This window comes from Cumulibacter manganitolerans (assembly GCF_009602465.1).
Taxonomy (GTDB): domain Bacteria; phylum Actinomycetota; class Actinomycetes; order Mycobacteriales; family Antricoccaceae; genus Cumulibacter; species Cumulibacter manganitolerans.
The window spans coordinates 1-20,481 of sequence record NZ_WBKP01000054.1 but is presented as its reverse complement, the minus strand read 5'-3'; the positions used below and the strand labels follow the sequence as shown (position 1 = coordinate 20,481).

The 20,481-nt window shown below is 71.3% G+C and carries 24 protein-coding genes; 6 read left to right on the top strand and 18 right to left on the bottom strand.

Annotated elements, in window-relative coordinates; all coding sequences use genetic code 11:
• Positions 1-265: 265 nt before the first annotated feature.
• Both F8A92_RS15520 and F8A92_RS15515 read right to left on the bottom strand, forming a co-directional pair.
• The gene (locus F8A92_RS15520; RefSeq protein ID WP_153506080.1) at positions 266-946 is read right to left on the bottom strand and encodes a response regulator transcription factor; all 681 of its coding nucleotides are present in this window, start codon (positions 944-946) and stop codon (positions 266-268) included.
• The gene (locus F8A92_RS15515; RefSeq protein WP_194291530.1) at positions 924-2,153 is read right to left on the bottom strand and encodes a sensor histidine kinase; all 1,230 of its coding nucleotides are present in this window, start codon (positions 2,151-2,153) and stop codon (positions 924-926) included. Before F8A92_RS15515 ends, F8A92_RS15520 begins: the two co-directional genes overlap by 23 nt.
• Positions 2,154-2,377: 224 nt before the next feature.
• Here F8A92_RS15515 and phoU point away from each other — a divergent pair, with 224 nt between their 5' ends.
• Complete coding sequence (phoU, locus tag F8A92_RS15510) at positions 2,378-3,052, top strand: phosphate signaling complex protein PhoU (protein WP_153506078.1); 675 nt, start codon at positions 2,378-2,380, stop codon at positions 3,050-3,052.
• Positions 3,053-3,055: 3 nt separating this feature from the next.
• On the opposite strand, the gene F8A92_RS15505 is transcribed toward phoU, so the two are convergent.
• Complete coding sequence (locus F8A92_RS15505) at positions 3,056-3,811, bottom strand: phosphoglyceromutase (RefSeq protein ID WP_153506077.1); 756 nt, start codon at positions 3,809-3,811, stop codon at positions 3,056-3,058.
• A 20-nt stretch (positions 3,812-3,831) separates the two neighbouring features.
• Entirely contained in the window at positions 3,832-4,464 is a 633-nt protein-coding gene (locus tag F8A92_RS15500; RefSeq protein ID WP_228389489.1) for a type III secretion system chaperone family protein, read from the bottom strand.
• Between F8A92_RS15500 and F8A92_RS15495 the strand changes: the two genes are divergently transcribed.
• Positions 4,463-5,224, top strand: coding sequence for an SDR family NAD(P)-dependent oxidoreductase (locus F8A92_RS15495; RefSeq protein ID WP_153506076.1), 762 nt, complete (start codon positions 4,463-4,465; stop codon positions 5,222-5,224). The genes F8A92_RS15500 and F8A92_RS15495 overlap by 2 nt on opposite strands.
• 3 nt (positions 5,225-5,227) lie before the next feature.
• Here F8A92_RS15495 and F8A92_RS15490 read toward each other — a convergent pair whose 3' ends face one another.
• The 8 genes from F8A92_RS15490 to F8A92_RS15455 all read right to left on the bottom strand — a co-directional run bounded on the left by F8A92_RS15490 (position 5,228) and on the right by F8A92_RS15455 (position 10,904).
• Entirely contained in the window at positions 5,228-6,271 is a 1,044-nt protein-coding gene (locus F8A92_RS15490) for a UDP-N-acetylmuramate dehydrogenase (protein ID WP_194291529.1), read from the bottom strand.
• Entirely contained in the window at positions 6,268-6,555 is a 288-nt protein-coding gene (locus tag F8A92_RS15485) for a DUF2516 family protein (protein WP_228389488.1), read from the bottom strand. Before F8A92_RS15485 ends, F8A92_RS15490 begins: the two co-directional genes overlap by 4 nt.
• A 73-nt stretch (positions 6,556-6,628) precedes the next feature.
• Positions 6,629-7,561, bottom strand: a complete 933-nt coding sequence (locus F8A92_RS15480; protein WP_153506074.1) for a hypothetical protein — start codon at positions 7,559-7,561, stop codon at positions 6,629-6,631.
• Between the two features lie 31 nt (positions 7,562-7,592).
• A complete protein-coding gene (locus tag F8A92_RS15475; protein WP_153506073.1) occupies positions 7,593-7,940 on the bottom strand; it encodes a helix-turn-helix domain-containing protein in 348 nt (115 codons plus the stop codon).
• Between the two features lie 94 nt (positions 7,941-8,034).
• Positions 8,035-8,607 (bottom strand): peptide deformylase, encoded by a 573-nt coding sequence (locus tag F8A92_RS15470; RefSeq protein ID WP_153506072.1) that lies wholly within the window; start codon positions 8,605-8,607, stop codon positions 8,035-8,037.
• Positions 8,608-8,630: 23 nt separating this feature from the next.
• Positions 8,631-9,440 carry a class I SAM-dependent methyltransferase gene (locus F8A92_RS15465; protein ID WP_153506071.1) on the bottom strand — a complete coding sequence of 270 codons (810 nt, stop codon included), beginning with the start codon at positions 9,438-9,440 and terminating at the stop codon, positions 8,631-8,633.
• 8 nt (positions 9,441-9,448) lie between these two features.
• A complete protein-coding gene (gene ygfZ / locus F8A92_RS15460) occupies positions 9,449-10,477 on the bottom strand; it encodes a CAF17-like 4Fe-4S cluster assembly/insertion protein YgfZ (RefSeq protein WP_153506070.1) in 1,029 nt (342 codons plus the stop codon).
• Positions 10,461-10,904 carry a Fur family transcriptional regulator gene (locus F8A92_RS15455; RefSeq protein WP_153506069.1) on the bottom strand — a complete coding sequence of 148 codons (444 nt, stop codon included), beginning with the start codon at positions 10,902-10,904 and terminating at the stop codon, positions 10,461-10,463. Before F8A92_RS15455 ends, ygfZ begins: the two co-directional genes overlap by 17 nt.
• A 37-nt stretch (positions 10,905-10,941) precedes the next feature.
• Between F8A92_RS15455 and F8A92_RS15450 the strand changes: the two genes are divergently transcribed.
• Positions 10,942-11,832, top strand: coding sequence for an aminotransferase class IV (locus tag F8A92_RS15450; RefSeq protein WP_194291528.1), 891 nt, complete (start codon positions 10,942-10,944; stop codon positions 11,830-11,832).
• A 14-nt stretch (positions 11,833-11,846) separates the two neighbouring features.
• On the opposite strand, the gene F8A92_RS15445 is transcribed toward F8A92_RS15450, so the two are convergent.
• The 3 genes from F8A92_RS15445 to F8A92_RS15435 are packed head-to-tail and all read right to left on the bottom strand — an operon-like array spanning position 11,847 to position 14,600.
• Positions 11,847-12,647 (bottom strand): amino acid ABC transporter ATP-binding protein, encoded by an 801-nt coding sequence (locus tag F8A92_RS15445; protein WP_456064332.1) that lies wholly within the window; start codon positions 12,645-12,647, stop codon positions 11,847-11,849.
• A gap of 8 nt (positions 12,648-12,655) precedes the next feature.
• On the bottom strand, positions 12,656-13,681 hold the full coding sequence (locus tag F8A92_RS15440; RefSeq protein ID WP_153506066.1) for an amino acid ABC transporter permease: 1,026 nt from the start codon (positions 13,679-13,681) through the stop codon (positions 12,656-12,658).
• A gap of 4 nt (positions 13,682-13,685) precedes the next feature.
• Positions 13,686-14,600, bottom strand: a complete 915-nt coding sequence (locus tag F8A92_RS15435; protein WP_153506065.1) for an ABC transporter substrate-binding protein — start codon at positions 14,598-14,600, stop codon at positions 13,686-13,688.
• Positions 14,601-15,051: 451 nt separating this feature from the next.
• On the opposite strand from F8A92_RS15435, the gene F8A92_RS15430 reads away from it, so the two are divergent.
• Positions 15,052-15,528 carry a hypothetical protein gene (locus F8A92_RS15430; protein ID WP_153506064.1) on the top strand — a complete coding sequence of 159 codons (477 nt, stop codon included), beginning with the start codon at positions 15,052-15,054 and terminating at the stop codon, positions 15,526-15,528.
• A gap of 103 nt (positions 15,529-15,631) precedes the next feature.
• Entirely contained in the window at positions 15,632-16,897 is a 1,266-nt protein-coding gene (locus F8A92_RS15425; RefSeq protein ID WP_153506063.1) for an amidohydrolase, read from the top strand.
• 4 nt (positions 16,898-16,901) lie between these two features.
• Here F8A92_RS15425 and F8A92_RS15420 read toward each other — a convergent pair whose 3' ends face one another.
• The 3 genes from F8A92_RS15420 to F8A92_RS15410 all read right to left on the bottom strand — a co-directional run bounded on the left by F8A92_RS15420 (position 16,902) and on the right by F8A92_RS15410 (position 19,551).
• A complete protein-coding gene (locus tag F8A92_RS15420) occupies positions 16,902-18,155 on the bottom strand; it encodes a M18 family aminopeptidase (protein WP_153506062.1) in 1,254 nt (417 codons plus the stop codon).
• On the bottom strand, positions 18,152-18,697 hold the full coding sequence (locus F8A92_RS15415; RefSeq protein WP_153506061.1) for an FABP family protein: 546 nt from the start codon (positions 18,695-18,697) through the stop codon (positions 18,152-18,154). Before F8A92_RS15415 ends, F8A92_RS15420 begins: the two co-directional genes overlap by 4 nt.
• A 119-nt stretch (positions 18,698-18,816) precedes the next feature.
• Positions 18,817-19,551: an LmeA family phospholipid-binding protein gene (locus F8A92_RS15410; RefSeq protein ID WP_153506060.1), complete on the bottom strand. Its 735-nt coding sequence runs from the start codon at positions 19,549-19,551 to the stop codon at positions 18,817-18,819.
• Positions 19,552-19,569: 18 nt separating this feature from the next.
• Here F8A92_RS15410 and F8A92_RS15405 point away from each other — a divergent pair, with 18 nt between their 5' ends.
• Positions 19,570-20,361: a winged helix-turn-helix transcriptional regulator gene (locus F8A92_RS15405; protein WP_407643702.1), complete on the top strand. Its 792-nt coding sequence runs from the start codon at positions 19,570-19,572 to the stop codon at positions 20,359-20,361.
• Positions 20,362-20,481: the final 120 nt, after the last annotated feature.

The following is a 20,481-nucleotide window of genomic DNA, read 5'->3' as shown; positions in this document are numbered from 1 at the left end:
CGCCCAGGGCGCCCGAGGACGCCGTCGCGCCGAGTGCCGCCGGATCGAGCGGCGCGCCGCCGAGCACGTCCCGCGCGGCCGCCGCGTGGGCCGCGGCCGCGTCATACGTCGCCGCTGAGGCGAACAGCTCCGAGGTATCGAACTTGATCAATCCCATGGTGGCCTCCCGACCGGTTCCGGGCCACGCTAGCGGCGCCGCCCGGACCGCGCGACGACGCACGCGGCACCCTGTGGAGAACCCGGCGCCATCCACCGCGGGAGCGGCTCAGCCGTCGAACTTGTACCCGAGCCCGCGCACGGTGAGCACGTAGCGTGGGTTGGCGGGATCCGGTTCGATCTTCGCCCGCAGCCGCTTGATGTGGACGTCGAGGGTCTTGGTGTCGCCGACGTAGTCCGCGCCCCAGATCCGGTCGATGAGCTGCGCCCGAGTCAGCACGCGGCCCGCGTTGCGCAGCAGCAGCTCGAGCAGATCGAACTCCTTCAGCGGCATCGGGACGACGTCCCCGTCGATCGAGACGACGTGCCGATCGACGTCCATGCGCACCCGGCCGGACTCCAGCGCCGCCGTCCCGGCCTCCTCGGTGTCCGCGCCGCGGCGCAGCACCGCCCGGATCCGCGCGATGAGCTCGCGGGCGCTGTACGGCTTGGTGACGTAGTCGTCGGCGCCGAGCTCGAGACCGACGACCTTGTCGATCTCGGAGTCCTTGGCGGTCAGCATGATGATCGGGACGGACGAGCGGCTGCGCAGCGACCGGCAGACCTCGGTGCCGGGAATGCCCGGGAGCATCAGGTCGAGCAGCACGATGTCCGCCCCGCTCCGGTCGAACTCCGCCAGCGCCTCCGGCCCGCTCGCGGCCACCGCGACCTCGAACCCTTCCTTGCGCAGCATGTAGGACAGCGCATCCGAGAAGGACTCCTCGTCCTCAACGACCAGTACTCGTGCCACCTAGGTTTCCTTCCATGATCGTGCCGGCACCTGGCTCGGCCAGGGCGGTGTCGCTGACCACCGAGTGGTCGACGTGTGCGCGGTCGTGCGGGACGGCCGGCGGGGTGCGCGGGATGCGCAAGGTGAACGTGGAGCCCTGCCCCTCGCTGCTCCACACGGAGATCGAGCCGCCGTGGTTGCTGGCGATGTGCTTGACGATGGCCAGGCCGAGGCCGGTGCCGCCGGTCTGCCGGCTGCGTGCGCGATCGACGCGGTAGAAGCGCTCGAAGATGCGCTTGAGGTCGTCGGCGGCGATCCCGATCCCCTGGTCCTTGACCATGATCTCGGCGTCGTCGCCGACGCTGCGGTAGATGACCGCCACGGTCGTCGACTCGGGGCTGTAGGAGATGGCGTTCGTGAGCAGGTTGGTCAGCGCCATCACCAGGTGCCGCTCGACGCCGACCACGGTCAGCTCGACATCACCCGTGGTCTGGATCCGGATGTCCTTCGACGCGGCGACCGTGCGGGCCCGGTCGGCGCACTCGGCCACGATGTCGGCGATGCGCACCACGCTCATCGGTGGGGACGGCTCGCCGCCCTGGAGCCGGGACAGCTCGATGAGCTCCTGCACGAGCAGGCTGAGCCGCTTGCTCTCCTTCTGCATGCTCAGCGCGAAGCGCCGCACCGCCACCTGGTCGTCCGCGGCGTCCTCGATCGCCTCGCCGAGCAGCGTGATGGCGCCGACCGGGGTCTTGAGCTCGTGGCTGACGTTGGCGACGAAGTCGCGGCGCACCGCCTCGACGCGGTGCGACTCGGTGACGTCGATGAGGATCATCCCGACGACGCCGCCGCCGAGGTCGAAGGCGTGCGCGCGGACCGTCGTCCGGTCGGCGCCGGCGCCCTGCCCGAGCAGCACGTCGCAGTAGGCCTCGCCGTCGGCGACCGCCTCGCGCACGAGCGCGAGCAGCCGGCGGACGACGACCCGGTCACCGCGCACGACGCCGAGGTCGTGCGCCATGTGGTTGGCCAGCAGCACCCGGTCCGCGGAGTCCACCACGAGCGCGGCGGGGCTCATCCACTCGACGAGCCGGCGCGCGACGACGCTGTCCTGCGCGCGGGGCGCGGCCTCCGGCGCGGGTGCCGGAGACCGCCGCCCGCGGCGGCCGATCAGCAGCCCCAGGACGAACGCGGCGAGCGCGCAGGCCGCCGCGACGATCCACAAGGTCATGGCATCGATGCTAGGAGATCCGGCCGCCCGGCAGCGGCTCGCGGACGGCTCACCACGCAACGTCACAGCGCCGCGCCGCATTGTTCACCTGCGAGCCAGGCCGTGTTCACCACGTGCCACCGCTTCGACTCCCCGCTGCCCTAGGCTGGGGTAACACCTGTGTGCACAGGCGTGCCACGACGAACGGCGGCCTCGGCCGCCCGACCCGGCAGGAGCGGTATCGGATGCGCCAGACCTTCCAGGACGACCTCGACCAGGTCAGCCACCAGCTCGTCGAGATGACCAATCTCGCCGGCTCGGCGATCACTCGCGCGACGACCGCGCTGATGGACGCCGACATCACGCTCGCCGAGAGCGTGATCGACGGCGACGCTGTCATGGACGACATCCGGAAGGACATCGAGGCGCACGCCTTCGACCTGCTCGCGCGCCAGCAGCCGGTCGCGACCGATCTGCGCATCGTGGTGACCGCCCTGCAGATGGCGATCGACCTCGAGCGCATGGGCGACCTCGCCGCGCACATCGCCAAGGTGGCGCGGATGCGCTACCCCAACAGCGCGCTGCCCCAGCCGGTGCGCCCGGTCATCCTCGAGATGGCCCAGTCGGCCGCGCGCAACGTGGCCAAGGCCGGCACCACGATCTCCTCGCGGGACGCCGAGCGCGCGCTCGAGCTCGAGACCGACGACGACAACGTCGACGCGCTGCACCGCGAGCTGTTCCGGATCCTGCTCGACGACGACTGGTCGTACGGCGTCGAGGCCGCGATCGACATCACCCTGCTGGGCCGCTACTACGAGCGGTTCTCTGACCACGCGGTCGCGGTGGCCCGCCGGGTGATCTACGTGGTCACCGGCGAGCACACCACGCCGGAGACCCTCGGCGCCGACGAGACCGACTAGCCGCTACTTGCGACCCTGATTGGCGACCGCCTGGATCGCGTCGGCCGCCGCCTCCGGGTCCAGGTACTCCCCGCCGGGGTTGGTCGGCGTGAGCGCGTCGTCGAGGTGGTACACCAGCGGGATGCCGGTCGGGATGTTCAGGCCGACGACGGCGTCCTCGCTCATGCCGTCGAGGTGCTTCACGAGCGCTCGCAGGCTGTTGCCGTGGGCGGCGACCAGGACGTTCTTGCCGAGCAGCAGCTCGGGCACGATGGCGTCGTACCAGTACGGCAGCATGCGCGCGACGACGTCCTTGAGGCACTCGGTCTGCGGCCGGGCCTCCGGGGGCAGGACGGCGTAGCGGGGGTCGTCGTACTGGGAGAACTCCGAGTCGCGATCGAGCTCGGGCGGCGGCGTGTCGTACGACCGGCGCCACAGCATGAACTGCTCCTCGCCGAACTCCTGCAGCGTCTGCGCCTTGTCCTTGCCCTGCAGCGCCCCGTAGTGCCGCTCGTTGAGCCGCCACGAGCGCGCCACGTCGATCCACTGCCGGTCGGCGGCGTCCAGGGCGAGCTGGCAGGTGCTGATCGCGCGCCGCAGCAGCGAGGTGAACGCGATGTCGGGTAGCAGGTCGCGCTCGACGAGCAGCTCGCCGCCGCGTCGCGCCTGCTCGATGCCGGTGTCGGTGAGCGGTACGTCGACCCAGCCGGTGAACAGGTTCTTGCGGTTCCAGTCGCTCTCGCCGTGCCGCAGCAGGATGAGCGTGCCGATCTTCGTCATGCCTCTACCCTGCCATTGCCTCAGGCGTCGTCGGCGTCGAGGTCCGGCTGCTTCTCGGACCGCATCATCTGGTCGATCAGCCCGCGGAACGCCTCGAGGTTCTGGGTCGGCTCGCCGCGGCTGGTGCGCCACTTCCACTCGCGGGCGATCGCGGTGCGGAAGCCGATCTCGAGCATCGGGTTGAAGTTGTCGTCGGACATCTGCAGCACGGTGCCGAGCAGCCGGTCGACCTCCTCGGAGGTGACCGCGGCGAGCGGCAGCCGCCCCATGAGGTACACGTCGCCGACCTTGTCGATCGCCCACGAGACGCTGTAAGCACGCGCGTTCTTGGTGAGCAGGTAGGCCCAGAGGTCCTCGTGGTTCTCGTCGGGGTGACGCATCACGAACGCCGAGACCTGCAGCGAGTGCGGCGAGATCTTCAGGTGGCAGGTGGTCTTGAGCCGGCGGGTGCCGGGCAGCTCGGCGACGAAATGGTCCGGCGCCAGCTGCTGGTGCTCGAGCTCCAGCTCCTGGAGCGTGCCCGCGATGACCGCGGCCGCGGCGTCGACCTCGGGCTCGCCGCCGGGCTGCGTTGCTGTGGAGTAGGTCTGCGCCATGCAGCCCATCCTGCCCCAGGCGGCACGGCGGCGCAGCCCGTGCGAGGATCGGGCCATGTCTGCCAAGCGTGTAGCCGTCGTCACCGGGGCCTCGAGCGGGATCGGCGCCGCCACCGCCCGGGCGCTCTCCCACCAGGGCTTCCACGTCGTGTGCGCCGCGCGACGGATGGACCGGCTCGCCGAGCTCGCCGACGAGATCGACGGCGAGGCGGTCGAGCTCGACGTCACCTCCACCGCCTCGGTGCAGGCGCTCGCCGGGCGGCTCGCGCGGGTCGACGTCCTGGTGAACAACGCCGGCGGCGCGCTGGGCACCGAGCTCGTCGCCGACGCCCGCGACGAGGACTGGGAGACGATGCTCGCGACCAACGTGCTCGGCGTGATGCGGATGTCGCGGGCGCTGCTGCCGGCCCTCGAGGCGTCGGGCAACGGCACGATCGTGACCGTCACGTCCACCGCGGGCGTCGGGGTGTACGAGGGCGGGGGCGGCTACACGGCCGCGAAGCACGGCGCGCACGCCGTCGTGGGGACGCTGCGCCTGGAGCTGTGCGGCAAGCCGGTGCGGGTGATCGAGGTGCTGCCGGGCATGGTGCAGACGGCCGAGTTCTCGCTGAACCGGCTGCGCGGCGACCAGCAGAAGGCGGACGCGGTGTACGCCGGGGTCGACCAGCCGCTCGTGGCCGAGGACGTCGCCGACGCGATCGCGTGGACCATCAGCCGTCCTCCGCACGTCAACATCGACCAGCTCGTGATCCGGCCGATCGCGCAGGCGTCGAACTACAAGGTGGCTCGCAACGGATCGGTCGGTGGCCGGGCCTAGGCCTCAGAGGGCGCAGCCGATGAGCAGCGGCTCCGGCTGCAGCTCGATCGCGTACTTGCCGTAGACGCCGTCGCGGATCTCGCGGGCGAGCGCGACGAGGTCGTCGGCGCTCGCGCCGCCGCGGTTGGTCAACGCGAGGGTGTGCTTGCTCGAGAGGGCGGCGCGCTCGTTGCCGTAGCCCTTCCCGTAGCCGGCGTGCTCGATGAGCCACGCGGCCGAGGTCTTCACCAGGCCGTCGGGCGCGTCGTACGCCGGGGCGCCCTCGGGCACGGCCTGCGGCGCGACGATCGGGTTGGTGAAGAAGGAGCCGGCGCTCCACGTGTCGGGGTCGTCGGCGTCGAGCACCATGCCCTTCGACCGCCGTAGATGCAGCACGGCGGCGCGGGCGTCGGCGACGGGGACCCGATCACCGGCCTGTACGCCGAGCGTGCGGGCGAGCTCGGCGTACCGCACCGGGGCGGACCGGCCGTCGGCGGCCAGCCGGAGCCGGACGCCGAGCACGAGATAGCGGTGCGCGTGCTTGAAGATGCTGCTGCGGTAGCCGAAACCGCAGTCCGCGGCGGAGAGGATGCGCACCCGCTGGGCCTCGCGGTCGAAGACCTCCACCGACTCGAGGACGTCGGCGGTCTCGGCACCGTAGGCACCGACGTTCTGGATGGGGGTGGCGCCGACGAGACCCGGAATGCCGGACAGGCACTCGATGCCGGACAGCCCCTCCTCGACGGTGCGCGCCACGAGCGCGTCCCAGGGCTCGCCGGCGCGCACGTCGAGCACGACGTCCGCGCCGTCGGCGATCGTCTCGGTGCCCTCGCTCGCGATGCGCACCACGGTGCCGTCGAACCCCGCATCGGCGATCACCAGGTTGCTGCCGCCGCCGATCAGCAGCACCGGCTCGCCGGAGCGGTCGGCGTCGCGCACCGCGTCGATCAGCTCGTCGCTGGTGCCGGCGGTGACCATGCGCGCCGGACCGCCGACGCGCATCGTCGTGTAGTCGGCCAGCAGGACCCGCCGCTCGGCAGCTCCGGGCCGCGAATCGGCCGAGCTCACCAGCGGTGCCCGCCGTTCTGCAGCTCGCGCACCGCCGGACGGACGTCTGCGAGGTAGACGCCCACCGCGACGGTGGCGAAGATGCCGAGGAACGACAGGAAGCCGGTGAAGTACAGCAGCACACCGGCGAGCGCGAGGATGCCGATCCAGGCGACCTTCGTCAGCTTGTCGAGCGCGGGGAACGCGGCGGCGGGCCGGATGAGCACATCGATGAACGCCCACAGGCACAGCGCGAGAACGCCGTAGTTGAGGGCGAGGGTGATGTATAGCTCGGCAATCCGCACGGCGGCCATCCTACGTGCGAACGCGCCGGCCGGCTCGGGGCCGGCCGGCGCGTTCGTCCGGGTGCTGCGGGTACTAGGCGCTCGGGGCGTCGTTCGACGCGCTCGAGGCCGACGAGCCGGTGGCGCCGCTGCTGTCGCTCGTCGCGGTGCCGGTCGTCGGGTTGCTGCTGGTCGTGTTCCCGGCCGCGGGTGCGGACTTGGCGGGCGCGGTCTTCTTCGCCGGCGCCTTCTTGGCCGGTGTGCTCTTCGCCGGGGCCGCCGTCTTGCCCGGGGCAGCCTTCTTCGCGGCCGCCTTCGCCGGGGACTTCTTCGCCGGGGTGGACTTCTTGGCCGCGGCGGACTTCTTCGCCGGCGTCGTCTTCTTCGCGGGGGCAGCCTGCGCGGCCGGGGCCGCCTGGGCCGGCGCGGCCGGCGCCGCCTGCGTGGCGGACTCGCCGAGATCCCGCGCGTCCTCGGCGGTCTGCCGGGCGAGCTCCTCGACCTCGGTGAGGGTGGTCTGGGCGCGGCCCTGGGCGCGCTGGGCGACCTTCTGCGTGCGGGAGATCAGCGCGACGGCGTCGTCCGACGCCTTCTCGCCGACCTCGGTGACCCGCTTGACGACGGGGTTCTGGTTCACCGTCTTGGTCAGCTCGCCGAGCATGGCCTCGCCACGCCGCGACAGCGTCTCGTACGTCTTCAGGACGGCGCTCACGTACTCCTGCATGCTGGCCTGCAGCTCCTGCGCGGTGCTGGAGCTGAACGCCTTGGGCAGCTCGGCGGCGCGCTTGCGGCCCTCCTCGTAGGACTTCTCGAGCTCGACGCGCATCCTGGCGACGCTCTCGGTGATCGAGTCGCGGTACGCGTCGACGGCGTTCTGCGCCTTCTCGGCCATCGCCTTCGTCTGCTCGAGCATGAGGTCGTTCAGGCCGACCACCGCGTAGAACGGCTTGCGGCCCTCCTCGGCGGCCTTCTTGGCCTCGGCGAGGGCGCTCTCGGCATACGCCTTGATGTCTTCGGTGATTCCCATGGTGTGGCTCCTTCGGAAGGTCGGGGTGGTGCTACTCGTTCGTCGCGCGGAACGAGCGGTAGACGTCGATGAGTGCTTGCTTCTGCTGGTCTGTCAGGGATTCGTCGCCGCGTATGGCGTGCTCGACCTCGGGGCTTTCGCGAGTCGCCTCCATGAAGCCCGCCTTGACGTACAACGTCTCGGCGGAGATGCGCAGGCCCTTGGCGATCTGCGCGAGGATGTCGGCGCTCGGCTTGCGCAAGCCCCGCTCGATCTGCGAGAGGTACGGGTTGCTCACCCCGGCCAGGTCGGAGAGCTGGCGCAGCGACACCTTCGCCTGCGTGCGCTGCGCACGGATGAACGCACCCAGCGTCTCGATCGGTTCGGTCAGAGCCGGCATCGCGCCCCCTCTCACCCACGACCGTAGGCGGCGCTGCTTGCAACTGCAAGCGGACCGCTAGCCGACGTCTCGCAACTCACATTCGCGAGACGGCTCAGACGTCGTCGGCCTCCGTCGTGGCCGGGTCCCAGGACGTGATGCCGGCCTTCTCCCAGCCGCGCGCCTTGACCGACCGCTTGGACTCCCGCTTGTAGCGCCCCACCAGCCGGTCGAGGTAGATATAGCCGTCGAGGTGGTCGGTCTCGTGCTGCAGCATGCGGGCGAGGAATCCGGTGCCCTCGATCTCGACGGGGGCTCCGTCGAGATCGGTGCCGGTGACCCGGGCCCAGTCGGCGCGGGCGGTGGGGAACGCCTCTCCGGGGACCGACAGGCACCCTTCCCAGTCGTCGTCGGGATCGGGCATGCCCTCCGGCCGCTCGCTCGTCTCCAGCACCGGGTTGACGACCAGCCCGCGGTGCCGGCCGCCCTGGTCGTCGGGGCAGTCGTAGACGAACAGCCGCAGGTCGACACCGATCTGGTTGGCCGCGAGGCCGACGCCGTTGGCCGCGTCCATCGTCTCGTACATGTCCGCGACGAGGGTCCGAACCGCGTCGTCCACCACCTCGACGCGGCGGGTCGGGGAGTGCAGCACGGGCGTGCCGTTGATGACGATGGGGCGTACGGTCATGCCCGCCATCCTAGGAGGGCTGCTCATCCGGGGGCCCGGCAGAGGATCTCCCCGTGCGGGACCAGGAACCACGCATCGCCTCGGCTGCCCCAGTCCTGCCAGGCCGTGCGGAGCAGCTCGAGCTCGTCACGATCGGCCACCGAGCGTTCCAGGGCCTGCCGCGCGAAGTCCGAGTGCACCACGCGGTCCGCCCACAGGTCGGCCCACCACGCGACCTCGTCGTCCGACGCGTAGCACCAGACGCTTCCCGTCGCGCTGACATCGGCGAGCCCCGCCTGCTGCGCCCACGACTTCAGCATTCGTCCGGCGTCCGGGTAGTAGCCGCCGCTGTAGGCCGTCTCGCGATAAGCGGCCTGCCACCGCCCGATGCCTGCGACAGCAGGGAACCAGGTCATCGCGCCGTAGTCGGCGTCGCGCGCGGCGATGACGCCGCCGGGCTTGCAGACGCGCGCCATCTCGCGAAGCGCGGCGACCGGATCACTCAGATGCTGCAGCACCTGGTGGGCGTGCACCACGTCGAAGGTGTCGTCGTCGTACGCCAGGTCGTACACATTCCCCTTCTCGAAGGAGAGCGAGCCCGGCGCATCGGCTGCCCGCGCGTTCGACCGCGCGGTCGCGAGAATCTCGTCGGTGGTCTCGATGCCCACGACGCGCCCCGGGGCGACGATCCGGGCCAGGTCGATCGTGATCGTCCCCGGTCCGGCACCGATATCCAGGACCTGCAGCCCGGGCGCAAGGTGCGGAACCAGGTATCCGGCCGAGTTCTCGGCGGTGCGCCAGGTGTGCGAGCGCAGCACGCTCTCGTGGTGACCGTGCAGGTAGTCGTCAGCCATACGGGCGATCAGACGGTGAGGCCGCTGTCGACGACGGCGGCGTACTCGGCCTCGTCGTCGCGGATCACGACGGCGGCTCCGTCGGCGACGTTCCGCTTGACGACGGCCAGCGCGATGGGTCCCTCCTCGTAGTGCATCGCGGACGTGCCGAGGAAGCCGACCTCGCGAGTGCCGCTGAGCACCTTCGCGCCGGGAGCCGGGACGGTGTGCTGCGAGCCGTCGACGTGCAGCTTGACCAACCGGCGGGGCGGCCGGCCGAGGTTGTGCACCCGGGCGACCGTCTCCTGCCCGCGGTAGCACCCCTTGTTCAGGTGCACCGCCTGGCCGATGAGGCCGATCTCGTGCGGGATCGTGCGGTGGTCGGTCTCGCGGCCGAGCCGCGGCCGCAGATGCTCGACGCGCCAGGCGTCGTAGGCCATCTGACCCGCCGGCTGGGCGCCGGCGTCGATCGCGCGCCGGACGGCCTCGTCGATCCCGGCGTCCGTGCCGACCAGGTCGATCTCGCGGTCGAACGGCAGCCCCCGCGCCCACCCCCAGGGGGCGCCGGCGAGCAGCCCGGGGCCCGGTGCGGGGCCGCCGAGCAGGTCGGCGACGACCTCGGCCGCGCGCGGGCCGATGAGGGTGGCCATCGCGAACTGGTCGGAACGGTCCTCAACCTCGACGCGCAGCATGAATCGCATCCGGTCGAGGTACTCGGCCAGCTCCGCGGCCTTGCCCGGCTCGCAGTCGATCCACACCTCCTCGCCGATCGCCGTGAACCAGAGATCCTGCTCGACGTGTCCGTGCGGCGAGAGGATGAGCCCCTCGACGGAGGTGAGGTCGTCCAGCTGCTCGAGGTGCTGGGAGGTCAGGGAGTGCAGCCAGGTCAGCCGATCGGCACCGGTGACGACGACCAGGCCGCGATCGGAGCGGTCGACCACCGCGCAGCCGCGAGCCATCGCGCGCTGCTCGCGGAGCGGATCGCCGTAGTGTGCGGCGACGCCGGCGTCGATGCCGTCCCCGGGCACCCGTCCGGGTCGTTCAGCCAGTAGGGCCATCGGTCCTCTCCTTCGTGTCGGCGCACTCGGCGCACAGCCCGGCGAGCGCGACGTGCCCGGCGTCCAGGCGGAAGCCGTCGGCGTCGTAGAGCGCCCGAGCGACCTCGGCCAGCAGGTCGGCCGACACCGACTCGACCCGTCCGCAGCCGTTGCAGCGCACGTGCACGTGGTCGTAGTGCTCCGCGGGATGGTACGTCGGCGCACCGTGCCCGATGTGCACGTGGCGCACCAGCCCCAGCGCCTCGAGCACCTCGAGGCTGCGATAGACCGTCGTCAGGCTCGAGGATCCCCCGGCCGACCGCACCGCCTCCACGATCTGCTCGGGCGTGGCGTGCCGGGTGGCGCGGACGGCGTCGAGCACCTGACGCCGCTGCGCGGTAAGCCGCATTCCCCGCCGGCGAAGCTGCGAGGCGAGGGCGTCGGACATGGCAATCATCGTAGGCCGCTGTGAGAAAGTAGGGCTCATGACCGCTGTCCCCGAGCTCCGATTCGTCAGTGTCCTGGTGCGCGACGGTGACGGCTGGGGTGTCCGTCGGCACGACCCCGCGGCGCCGCTGCTGACGGCCTTCGACTACGCCGCGACCCGCGGGGACGGCGCCTTCGAGGCGATGCACGTCTTCGACGGAGCGGCCAACAAGCCGGGGCGGCACCTCGAGCGGATGGCTCGCTCGCTGCACAACCTGCAGATCGTCGGTCCGCCGTACGCCGCCTGGCGGGCGCTGGTCGACGACCTCGTGGCGCAGTGGCCGGCGGGCGTGGAGGGCGTGCTGAAGCTGATCATCAGCCGCGGCCAGGAGGGCGGCCCGAGCGATCAGGATCCCACCGTCTACGGCACGCTCGCGCCGATCGACCGGCTGCTGATCGAGCAGCGCCGGACCGGGATCGACGTGGTGACGCTGACGATCGGGTACGACGCCGACGTCCGCGAGCAGTCGCCCTGGCTGCTCGGCTCGACGAAGTACCTGTCGTACGCCGTGAACATGGCCGCGAAGCGGGAGGCCGCTCGCCGCGGAGCCGATGACGTGCTGTTCACCTCTGCCGACGGCCAGGCCCTGGAAGGGCCCAGCGCGACGATCCTGTGGCAGGTCGGCAACGAGCTGCGGACGACGTCCTCGCACACCGGCATCCTGCGCGGGACGACGCAGGAGGAGATCTTCGCCAAGGCCGGCGCGCACGGCCTGGCGCCGATCGTCACCGCCGCGACCGTCGAGGACGTCGCGGCCGCCGACGGCGTGTGGATGACCTCGTCCACGCGTGGCGTCGCCGCCGTCCGCACGTTGGACGGCCGACCGGTGCGGCAGGCGCCGCAGACGACGGCGCTCCTGCAGCGGCTCTCCGGCCTTCCGCTGCCGTAGCGGCCGCCGCGCCCCTACAGCACCTTCGACAGGAACGCCTGGGTGCGCTCGTGCTGCGGGTTGGTCAGCATCTCCTTGGGGTCGCCGGCCTCGACGATGTAGCCGCCGTCCATGAAGACCAGCGAGTCGCCGACCTCGCGGGCGAAGCCCATCTCGTGCGTCACCACGATCATCGTCATGCCGGACTGCGCGAGCTCCTTCATCACGTCGAGGACGTCCCCGACGAGCTCCGGGTCGAGGGCCGACGTCGGCTCGTCGAAGAGCATCAGCTTGGGCTCCATCGCCAGCGCGCGGGCGATGGCGACCCGCTGCTGCTGCCCGCCGGACAGCTGCGAGGGGTACATCCTCATCCGGTCGGACAGGCCGACGCGCTCGAGCAGCGTCTCCGCCTGCGCGATCGCCTTCTTCTTGTCGATGCCCTTGACCTGGCACGGCGCCTCGATGACGTTCTCGAGCGCGGTCTTGTGCGGGAACAGGTTGAAGCGCTGGAACACCATCCCGATGTCGCGCCGCTGCGCCGCGATCGCGCGCGGCCGCATCTGGTGCAGCTTGTCGCCCCGCTGGTGGTACCCGATCAGCTCGCCGTCGACCCACAGCCGGCCCGCGGAGATCTGCTCGAGGTGGTTGATGCAGCGCAGGAACGTCGACTTGCCCGAGCCGGACGGCCCGATGACGCACATGACCTCGCCGGAGGCGACGTCGAGGTCGATACCCTTGAGCACCTCGACCGGCCCGAACCGCTTCGACACCTTGACCGCCCGGACCATCGGGCCGCCCTCCGCGCAGGGGGCGGGGGCGTCGTAGTCCCTCGTCACTTCGCGGGTCATCCCTTCGGCCCGATCTGGTCCACCGAGATCTCGGCGTCCGGGGCGAGAGCGGCCGCTCGCGGGTCGGTCTTCTTCACCGGCGGCTTGCCGATGCCCAACCGCAGGCGGAGCTTCTGCACCGGGGTCAGCGGCGGCACCCGGTTGGAGCCGCGGCCGAAGTACCGCTCCAGATAGAACTGCCCGACCATCAGCACGCTGGTGATGACCAGGTACCAGAAGGCGGCGACGATCAGCAGCGGAATCGGCTTGAAGATCGGCACCGCGATGTTCTTGGTCTGCGCCTGCAGCTCGAGGGTGAACGGCACCGCGAGGACCAGCGACGTGGTCTTGAGCATCGAGATGAACTCGTTGCCGGTCGGCGGGACGATCACCCGCATCGCCTGCGGCAGGACGATCCGGCGCATCGACTTGCCGCGCGACATGCCGAGCGCGGACGCCGCTTCCTGCTGGCCGCCGTCCACCGACAGCAGCCCCGCGCGCACGATCTCGGCCATGTAGGCCGCCTCGTTGAGGGCCAGACCGAGCAGCGCCGCCACGAACGGCGTCACCAGCTCGCTGGTCTTCCACTCCACGAACGTCGGCCCGAACGGGATCCCGAGCCCCACCGTCGGCAGCAGCACGCCGAGCAGGCCCCAGAACACGAGCTGGGTGTACACCGGGGTACCGCGGAACACCCACAGGTAGATCCACGCGACACCCGACACGACGGGGTTGTCGGACATCCGCATGACCGCGATCGACACGCCGACGACGAGCGCGATGAGCATCGCGCCGACCGAGAGGATCAGCGTGTACCGGATGCCCTCGACGACGCGCTGGTCGTAGATGAACTTCCAGACCAGGTCCCAGTCGTAGTGGGGGTTGCCGACGAGGTTGCTGATCAGCATGGCCGCGAGCACGGCGAGCACGGCGACGAACACCCACCGCCACGGGTGGCGCAGCGGGACCGCCTTGATCTCCTCGGCGTGGTCGTAGTCCGCGCGGGTGGCCAGCGAGCCGTCGCCTCTGTCGAGTGCGCTCATCGGATCAGCCGCCGGACGGGTTGATCTCCGGGGTCTTCAGCGCCCCCGCGTCGGCCTTCCACTTCTTCAGGATCTTGTCGTAGCTGCCGTCGTCCATCAGCGACTTGACGGCGCCGAGGACGGCGTCGGCGAGCTTGCCCTTGCCCTTGGGCAGCGCGATCCCGTACGGCGCCGCGTCGTACATCTTGCCGGCCTGCTCCAGCTCGCCGTTGCTGGTGGTGATGGCGTCGACGACGACGGGGAGGTCGGCGAGCATCGCGTCGGCCTTGCCGGTGACGACCGCCGTGGTCGCGTCACCCTGCGAGTCGTACTTCTGGATGTCGATCGCGGGCTTCCCGGCGGCGGTGCACGCCTGGTTCTTGGCCGGCAGGTCGTCGGTGTCCTGGATGGTGCCGGTCTGCACGGCCACCTTCTTGCCGCAGGCGTCGTCCGGGTTGACCTTGCCGCCCTTCTTCACCGCCCACACGGTGCCGGCGTTGTAGTAGCTCACGAAGTCGACCACCTTCATGCGCTCGGCGTTGATCGTGAACGAGGAGATCGCCAGGTCGAAGTTCGAGCCGATCGACGGGATGATCGTCTCGAACGCCGCGGTCTTGGGCTCCATCTGGACACCGAGCTTCTTGCCCACGGCCTTGATCAGGTCGATGTCCATGCCGATGATCGTCTTGCCGTCGTCGGCGATGTACTCGTTCGGCGGGTACGTCGTGTCGGTGCCGACGGTCAGCGTGCCCTTGGACTTCAGGTCGGCTGGCAGCAGGGATGCGGCCGCGTCGTCCTTCTTGACCTTGGACAGATCGAATCCGGAGCTCGAGCCGGACTTGGCGGTCGAGTTGTCGGTGCCGCCGCAGGCGGTCACCGAGACGCTGGTGAGCGCCACCAGTCCGAGGGCGGCGAGCAGCCGCCGGGAACGCTGGATCATCAATCCTCCGTAGAGCAAGAACGGCGGGCGAATGCGCGCCGTAGGAGAACCCTAGGCCAATCGGTCCGGCGGCTCCACCGCGGCGCGGACCGGGAAACACAGTTGTAATGCGCTGCGATATTCCGTTGCGCCGGCTCCGATGCGGGCCTACCGTTCCGGGTACACAAGAGGGGAGGTGATCCGACGTTGAATTCGACTCGGACCTGTGAGGTGGTCTCGCACTAGCTCCTTCGGGAGCCGGTGAGCACCACGGGACTGCCGGGGCCCCCAGGCGTGAGCGTCGTCCACTCACCCTCGTCACGAGGAAGTGCCTGGGGGCTTCTTCCTGCCCTTTTCCGTTTCCTGGCGCGCCGCGGCCGGTCGGCAACTGGGTCACTCGCTCCTGGCGCATCGACGTGTCGTGGGTCACAATGCACGAGACCCCCCACCACCGCATGACACGAGGAGTGACATGTCCGGAGCACTCGATCCACGATCGGCGTACCACGCCGCTGCCCGCACCACTCCCCGACTGCGCGCCGTCCCGGACCCCCACCCGGAGGCGACGTTCGGCCCCCAGCACGCCGAGATCACCGCCCTCATCTCCGCGGTCGCCGGCGTCACGCCCGAGCAGGACGAGGCGATCGAGACCCGCTGGTTCGACCTGCGCGGGCCCGGCAGGTTCGTCGCGCGTGGCCGGGCCTCCGAGGCGGCGAGCGCGCACGGCCGGCTCGAGGCCCAGTTCAACGCCCGCCAGCGCGCCTGGTCGGCATCCGCGCTGAAGTGCCGCGACGCCGCCGGGGACGCCGCACACGCGCTCGCCGTCCGCGACCTCATCGGCGGCTCGTTCGACCGCTCGGCGTACGACGAGCTCGTCGCTCCCTGGGCGACCGTGATGGGGCCGGTCCATCCCGAGGACGCCCCCGTCGTCGCCACCACGGAGCAGTAGTCCGCTCGCCGCCCCGTGGCTGTGACCTGTCGTTCTCGCATCACGGGCTACGTGATGCCCACGTGCCAGCATGGATGGATCGCCTCGACGAAGGAGGTCCGCAATGGGCACCGACGATGCAGCCGACTGGGTAACTGCGGCGGTGGCCGCCACGAGGGGCTGGCAGGAGGACGTCTACCGGCATGTCCATCAGCACCCCGAGCTGTCGCACCAGGAGTCGCACACCGCGGCGCTGATCGCCGACCGGCTGCGGGCTCTCGGCTGCGAGGTCCATGAGGGAGTCGGCGGCACCGGCGTCGTCGGATTCCTGCGCAACGGCGACGGGCCGAGCGTGCTGATGCGCGCCGACATCGACGCACTGCCGGTGCGCGAGCAGACCGGCTTGCCGTACGCGAGCGAGGTGACCGGCACGGACGCGCAGGGCGCCGAGGTTCCCGTCATGCACGCCTGCGGGCACGACGTCCACCTCACGTGCCTGCTCGGTGCCGCGGCGGCGCTGTCCGGCGCCCGGGATCGCTGGCGGGGCACCGCCATCGCGCTGTTCCAGCCCGCCGAGGAGCTCGGGGACGGCGCACGGCGCATGGTCGACGACGGCCTGGTCGCGCTCCTCGGCGCGGTCGACGTCGCGCTCGCGCAGCATGTGCTGCCGTTCCCGTCCGGAACGGTCGCGACGCGCCCGGGCGCGGTGCTCTCGGCCGCGGACAGCATGCGGGTCACCGTGTTCGGTCGGGGCGCCCACGGCTCGATGCCGCAGTCGTCGGTCGATCCCGTCGTGCTGGCGAGCATGATCGTGATCCGGCTGCAGACCGTGGTGTCGCGCGAGATCGCCCCGGTCGAGCCCGCGGTGCTCACCGTCGGCAGCATCCGCGGCGGCACCAAGAGCAACGTGATCGACGACCACGCCGTGCTGGAGCTGAACCTGCGCACCTACAGCGACCAGACGCGCGCCCGCGTCCTCGCCGCGATCCGGCGCATCGTCACCGCGGAGTGCCAGGCATCGGACTCGCCCCGCGAGCCGGAGTTCGAGATGTACGACCAGTTCCCGCCGACGATCAACGACACGGCCGTGACCGATCGCGTGCGGGCCGCGTTCGATCGCGCGTTCGGTGCGCAGTCACAGGATCTGCCGCTGCAGTCGGCGAGCGAGGACTTCTCCGATCTGCCGCGCGCCCTCGGCGTGCCGTACACCTACTGGGGCATCGGCGGCACCGATCCGGAGACCTACCGGACGGCCGCGGAGGCCGGTCGGGTCGAGCAGGACATCCCGGTGAACCACTCGCCGTACTTCGCGCCGCTCATCCAGCCGACGCTCGACACCGGTACCCGGGCGATGACCACCGCAGCGCTGGCGTGGCTGGCCGCGACGTAGCCGGCTACCCGACCTGCCGGTAGAACTCCCGCAGCGCGGCGGCGAGATATCCCGGGTCGTCGGCGCCGCACAGCTCCCGCGCCGAGTGCATCGACAGCAGCGCGATGCCCACGTCGACGGTGCGCAGCCCGAGGCGGGTCGCGGTCAGCGGCCCGATCGTCGAGCCGCACGGCAGCGCGTTGTTGGAGACGAACACCTGCGTCGGCACACCCGCCGCGTCGCAGGCCCGGGACCACAGTGCGGCACCGGCGCCGTCGCTGGCGTACCGCTGGTTGGCGTTGACCTTCAGCAGGGGGCCGCCGTTGGGCATCGGGCGGTGCGTGGGATCGTGCCGCTCGGGGTAGTTCGGGTGCACCGCGTGGCCGGCGTCGGCCGAGACGCACCACGACGCGGCCAGCGCCCGCCGCAGCTGGTCCGGTCCCCCGCCCAACGCGGTGCTGATGCCCAGCAGGACGTCGGCCAGCACCGGGCCGGACGCGCCGCTGCGCGACTCGCTGCCGACCTCCTCGTGGTCGAACGCCGCGAGCACCGCGATGACGTCGGTGTCGGTGGCGGCCTCGAGGGCGGTGAGCCCCGCGTGCACCGACGAGAGGTTGTCCAGGCGTCCGCAGGCGAGGAACTCCTCGGCGGCACCGATGCGCGCGCCGCGCTGGGTGTCGAAGGAGATCAGGTCGTGCCCCGCGACGTCGTCGGGGTCCAGCCCGGCGAGCTCGGCCAGGTGCGCCAGGACACCGCCGGCCTGGATCCCCCACACGGGTTGCAGATGGGTCTGCTTGTTGAGCGTCAGACCGTCGTTCACCTGGCGGTCGAGGTGGATCGCCAGCTGCGGCACCCGCATGACCGGGCCGGTCGCGACGAGGTGCTCGGTGCCGTCGCGGCCGACGAGCCGGCCGGCCAGGCCCAGGTCCCGATCGAGCCAGGAGTTCAGCAGCGGTCCGCCGTACACCTCCACCGCGACCTGGCGCCAACCGTTGCCGGCCGTGGTCGGCTGCGGCTTGGGCTTCAGTCCGGGCGAGTCGGTGTGCGCCCCGACGACGTGGAACGGGGTCGTGGCGGTCGCGCCCTCGGGGATGCGCCACGCGAGCACCGCGCCGTCGCGGACCAGCACGTAGCCGCCCGGTGCCGCCTCGAAGGGCAGCGTCTCGTCGACGGCCGCGAACCCGGCGGCGATGAGCCGACCGGCCACCGTGCGCGCCGCGTGGAAGCTCGACGGGGACGCGGCGACGAAGTCGACCAGGTCGGTGCAGTGATCGCTCACTGGACCCGCGCCAGCCGCGCCGAGATGTGCGGCTGCAGCGGCTGCCCGACGGCCGCCATGTCCATCGCGTACATCAGGTCGCCCTCGACGATGCCGTACAGCCGGTGGTCGGCCGTGACCTCCTTGGCGGACGCCGTCCGCGCGACCAGATCGGTGCTGATCTCCCAGCTCGTGGTCGTGCGGGCGCGGCCGACGAAGACCTGCACGAGCCCGCTCATCTGGGCCAGCACGACCTCGAAGTCGTCACCGTCCCCCGGCCGCCAGAAGCCCATCTCGCGGGCGGCGGGACGGACGAACCCGCCGTCGGCGTCCATCACCCACGAGCGCGACTGCATGCCGAGGAACGGCCGCCCGTCGTGCCAGAAGCGAATCTCCTGCCCGTACCGGAAGCCCTCGATCGTCGGGTAGTCGCCCTGCCCCTCACCGCGCCACACCCCGAGCAGCGGAAGCAGCGAGAGCATCGCGGGATGGATCTCCGGTCCCTCCCGCACGCTCACGGTGTCGATCGGCAGCTGGTCGGGCAGCGGCAGGATCTCGCTCATCGCTCGCCCGCGAAGGTCGTGTACGCGGCGCGCGCGCAGGCCGCCGCGATCAGAAAGGCGGCGATGACGAGCAGGGACGTCATGAAGGCTTCCACGCGCTCAGCCTACGACCTGCCCCCTCAGCCGGCCGGGAAAGGCACGTCGGTGCCGCTGGCGTGCAGGACGATCGCCCCGTACCGCGACGACACGGCGTCCAGGTGCATGCCCTCCACGAGGGTGGGCACGGCGAACGTGAGCCCGATCGCCTTGGCGAGGCTCGAGATGACGAAGCCGGGCAGCGCGACCCCTCCGGCCCGCGCGGCCTGGACGTCGAGGCGGGCCTGCGCGCCCTTCACGACCACCTTCGCGTCGATGCTGACCGGGACCTTGGCGCCCAGCACCTGGAACGTGGTCGACAGCCGCGCCACCTGCTCGGTGATGCCGTCGATCTTGATCGGCAGGCCGGTCAGGTGCGACAGGGACGCCTCCGGGATCGTGATGTCGGCCGTGGCGTCGCCGACCGTGCCGCCGGAGACGTCGCCGGCGAGCGCGTCGCCCAGCGCCAGGCGGACCTCGCGCAGGGTCAGGTCGACATCGACCCGGTCCAGGTCCCCGGCGGCCACGCCGGGGGCGAGGATCCGCACCCGCTCGTAGCTGCCGGCGGCGGCCTGGGCCAGCAACGGGAAGCCGCTGATCGACACGGTGGGCTGCGCGGTCGCGGCGAGCCGAGCGCGCAGCTCGTCGGAGATCCTGCTCGACGCGAGGTACGCCGCACCACGGTCGGCGGCGACCAGGACGACGAGCAGCAGCAGGACGCCCATGACGAGCCGGCGCAGCGCGCGGCCACGACGGGCCGGGGTCGGGGTGGTGGGCATCGAGGCGATCCTCTCACCATGCGCTGCACGGTCCGCGGCGGCAAGGCACTAAAATCGACGAATCCAGCGCTGGGAGGCGACGTGCAGATCACTCTGATGACCCGCGCCGCCGAGCAGACGGCCGACATCCTGCCCGGGCTCGCGCTGCTCGCGCACGACGTCCGCGTCGTCGCTCCCGACCCGTCGGTGCTGCTCGACCAGGGCACCGGGGACGCCGTCCTCGTCGACGCCCGGCTCGACCTCGCCGCGGCGCGGACCCTCACGCGGCTGCTCGCCAGCACGGGTACCTCGGCGCCGGTGCTGGTGATCGTGCCCGAGGGCGGCCTGGTCGCAATGACCGCCGAGTGGGGCTGCGACGACTTCATCCTGTCGACGGCCGGACCGTCCGAGGTCGAGGCCCGGCTGCGGTTCGCCCTCACCCGGCGGGAGGCGGTCAGCGAGGAGGACCTCCAGGTGGTCACCCGGGGAGACCTCACGATCGAGGAGGACTCCTACTCGGCGCGGCTCAAGGGACGCTCGCTGGACCTCACCTACAAGGAGTTCGAGCTGCTGAAGTACCTCGCGCAGCACCCGGGCCGGGTGTTCTCCCGCGCCCAGCTCCTCGCAGAGGTGTGGGGCTACGACTATTTCGGCGGCACCCGCACGGTCGACGTCCACGTGCGGCGGCTGCGCGCCAAGCTCGGCAACGAGCACGAGGCGCTGATCGGCACCGTCCGCAACGTCGGCTACAAGTTCGTCAACCCGGTCGAGCCGCGCGCCGAGCAGGGCGAGAAGCGTCCGAGCGGCGCGGCCGAGAAGGCCCGCGCATGAGCGCCGCGATCGCCGCCGCGCTGACCGCCGCGGACGCTGACGACGTCCGCGCGCTGCTGCGCGCCGTCGAGTCGGCGGACGGCGCCGCGGCGGTGTCCGAGGCGTTCCTGCTGCGGCTCG

Excerpts from the sequence above, each read along its gene's own strand:
- F8A92_RS15515 (WP_194291530.1), bottom strand. The coding sequence starts at position 2,153 with ATGACCTTGTGGATCGTCGCGGCGGCCTGCGCGCTCGCCGCGTTCGTC.
- phoU (WP_153506078.1), top strand. The coding sequence starts at position 2,378 with ATGCGCCAGACCTTCCAGGACGACCTCGACCAGGTCAGCCACCAGCTC.
- F8A92_RS15505 (WP_153506077.1), bottom strand. The coding sequence starts at position 3,811 with ATGACGAAGATCGGCACGCTCATCCTGCTGCGGCACGGCGAGAGCGAC.
- F8A92_RS15495 (WP_153506076.1), top strand. The coding sequence starts at position 4,463 with ATGTCTGCCAAGCGTGTAGCCGTCGTCACCGGGGCCTCGAGCGGGATC.
- F8A92_RS15500 (WP_228389489.1), bottom strand. The coding sequence starts at position 4,464 with ATGGCCCGATCCTCGCACGGGCTGCGCCGCCGTGCCGCCTGGGGCAGG.
- F8A92_RS15480 (WP_153506074.1), bottom strand. The coding sequence starts at position 7,561 with ATGGGAATCACCGAAGACATCAAGGCGTATGCCGAGAGCGCCCTCGCC.
- F8A92_RS15475 (WP_153506073.1), bottom strand. The coding sequence starts at position 7,940 with ATGCCGGCTCTGACCGAACCGATCGAGACGCTGGGTGCGTTCATCCGT.
- F8A92_RS15470 (WP_153506072.1), bottom strand. The coding sequence starts at position 8,607 with ATGACCGTACGCCCCATCGTCATCAACGGCACGCCCGTGCTGCACTCC.
- F8A92_RS15465 (WP_153506071.1), bottom strand. The coding sequence starts at position 9,440 with ATGGCTGACGACTACCTGCACGGTCACCACGAGAGCGTGCTGCGCTCG.
- ygfZ (WP_153506070.1), bottom strand. The coding sequence starts at position 10,477 with ATGGCCCTACTGGCTGAACGACCCGGACGGGTGCCCGGGGACGGCATC.
- F8A92_RS15455 (WP_153506069.1), bottom strand. The coding sequence starts at position 10,904 with ATGTCCGACGCCCTCGCCTCGCAGCTTCGCCGGCGGGGAATGCGGCTT.
- F8A92_RS15450 (WP_194291528.1), top strand. The coding sequence starts at position 10,942 with ATGACCGCTGTCCCCGAGCTCCGATTCGTCAGTGTCCTGGTGCGCGAC.
- F8A92_RS15440 (WP_153506066.1), bottom strand. The coding sequence starts at position 13,681 with ATGAGCGCACTCGACAGAGGCGACGGCTCGCTGGCCACCCGCGCGGAC.
- F8A92_RS15435 (WP_153506065.1), bottom strand. The coding sequence starts at position 14,600 with ATGATCCAGCGTTCCCGGCGGCTGCTCGCCGCCCTCGGACTGGTGGCG.
- F8A92_RS15430 (WP_153506064.1), top strand. The coding sequence starts at position 15,052 with ATGTCCGGAGCACTCGATCCACGATCGGCGTACCACGCCGCTGCCCGC.
- F8A92_RS15425 (WP_153506063.1), top strand. The coding sequence starts at position 15,632 with ATGGGCACCGACGATGCAGCCGACTGGGTAACTGCGGCGGTGGCCGCC.
- F8A92_RS15415 (WP_153506061.1), bottom strand. The coding sequence starts at position 18,697 with ATGAGCGAGATCCTGCCGCTGCCCGACCAGCTGCCGATCGACACCGTG.
- F8A92_RS15410 (WP_153506060.1), bottom strand. The coding sequence starts at position 19,551 with ATGCCCACCACCCCGACCCCGGCCCGTCGTGGCCGCGCGCTGCGCCGG.
- F8A92_RS15405 (WP_407643702.1), top strand. The coding sequence starts at position 19,570 with ATGCGCTGCACGGTCCGCGGCGGCAAGGCACTAAAATCGACGAATCCA.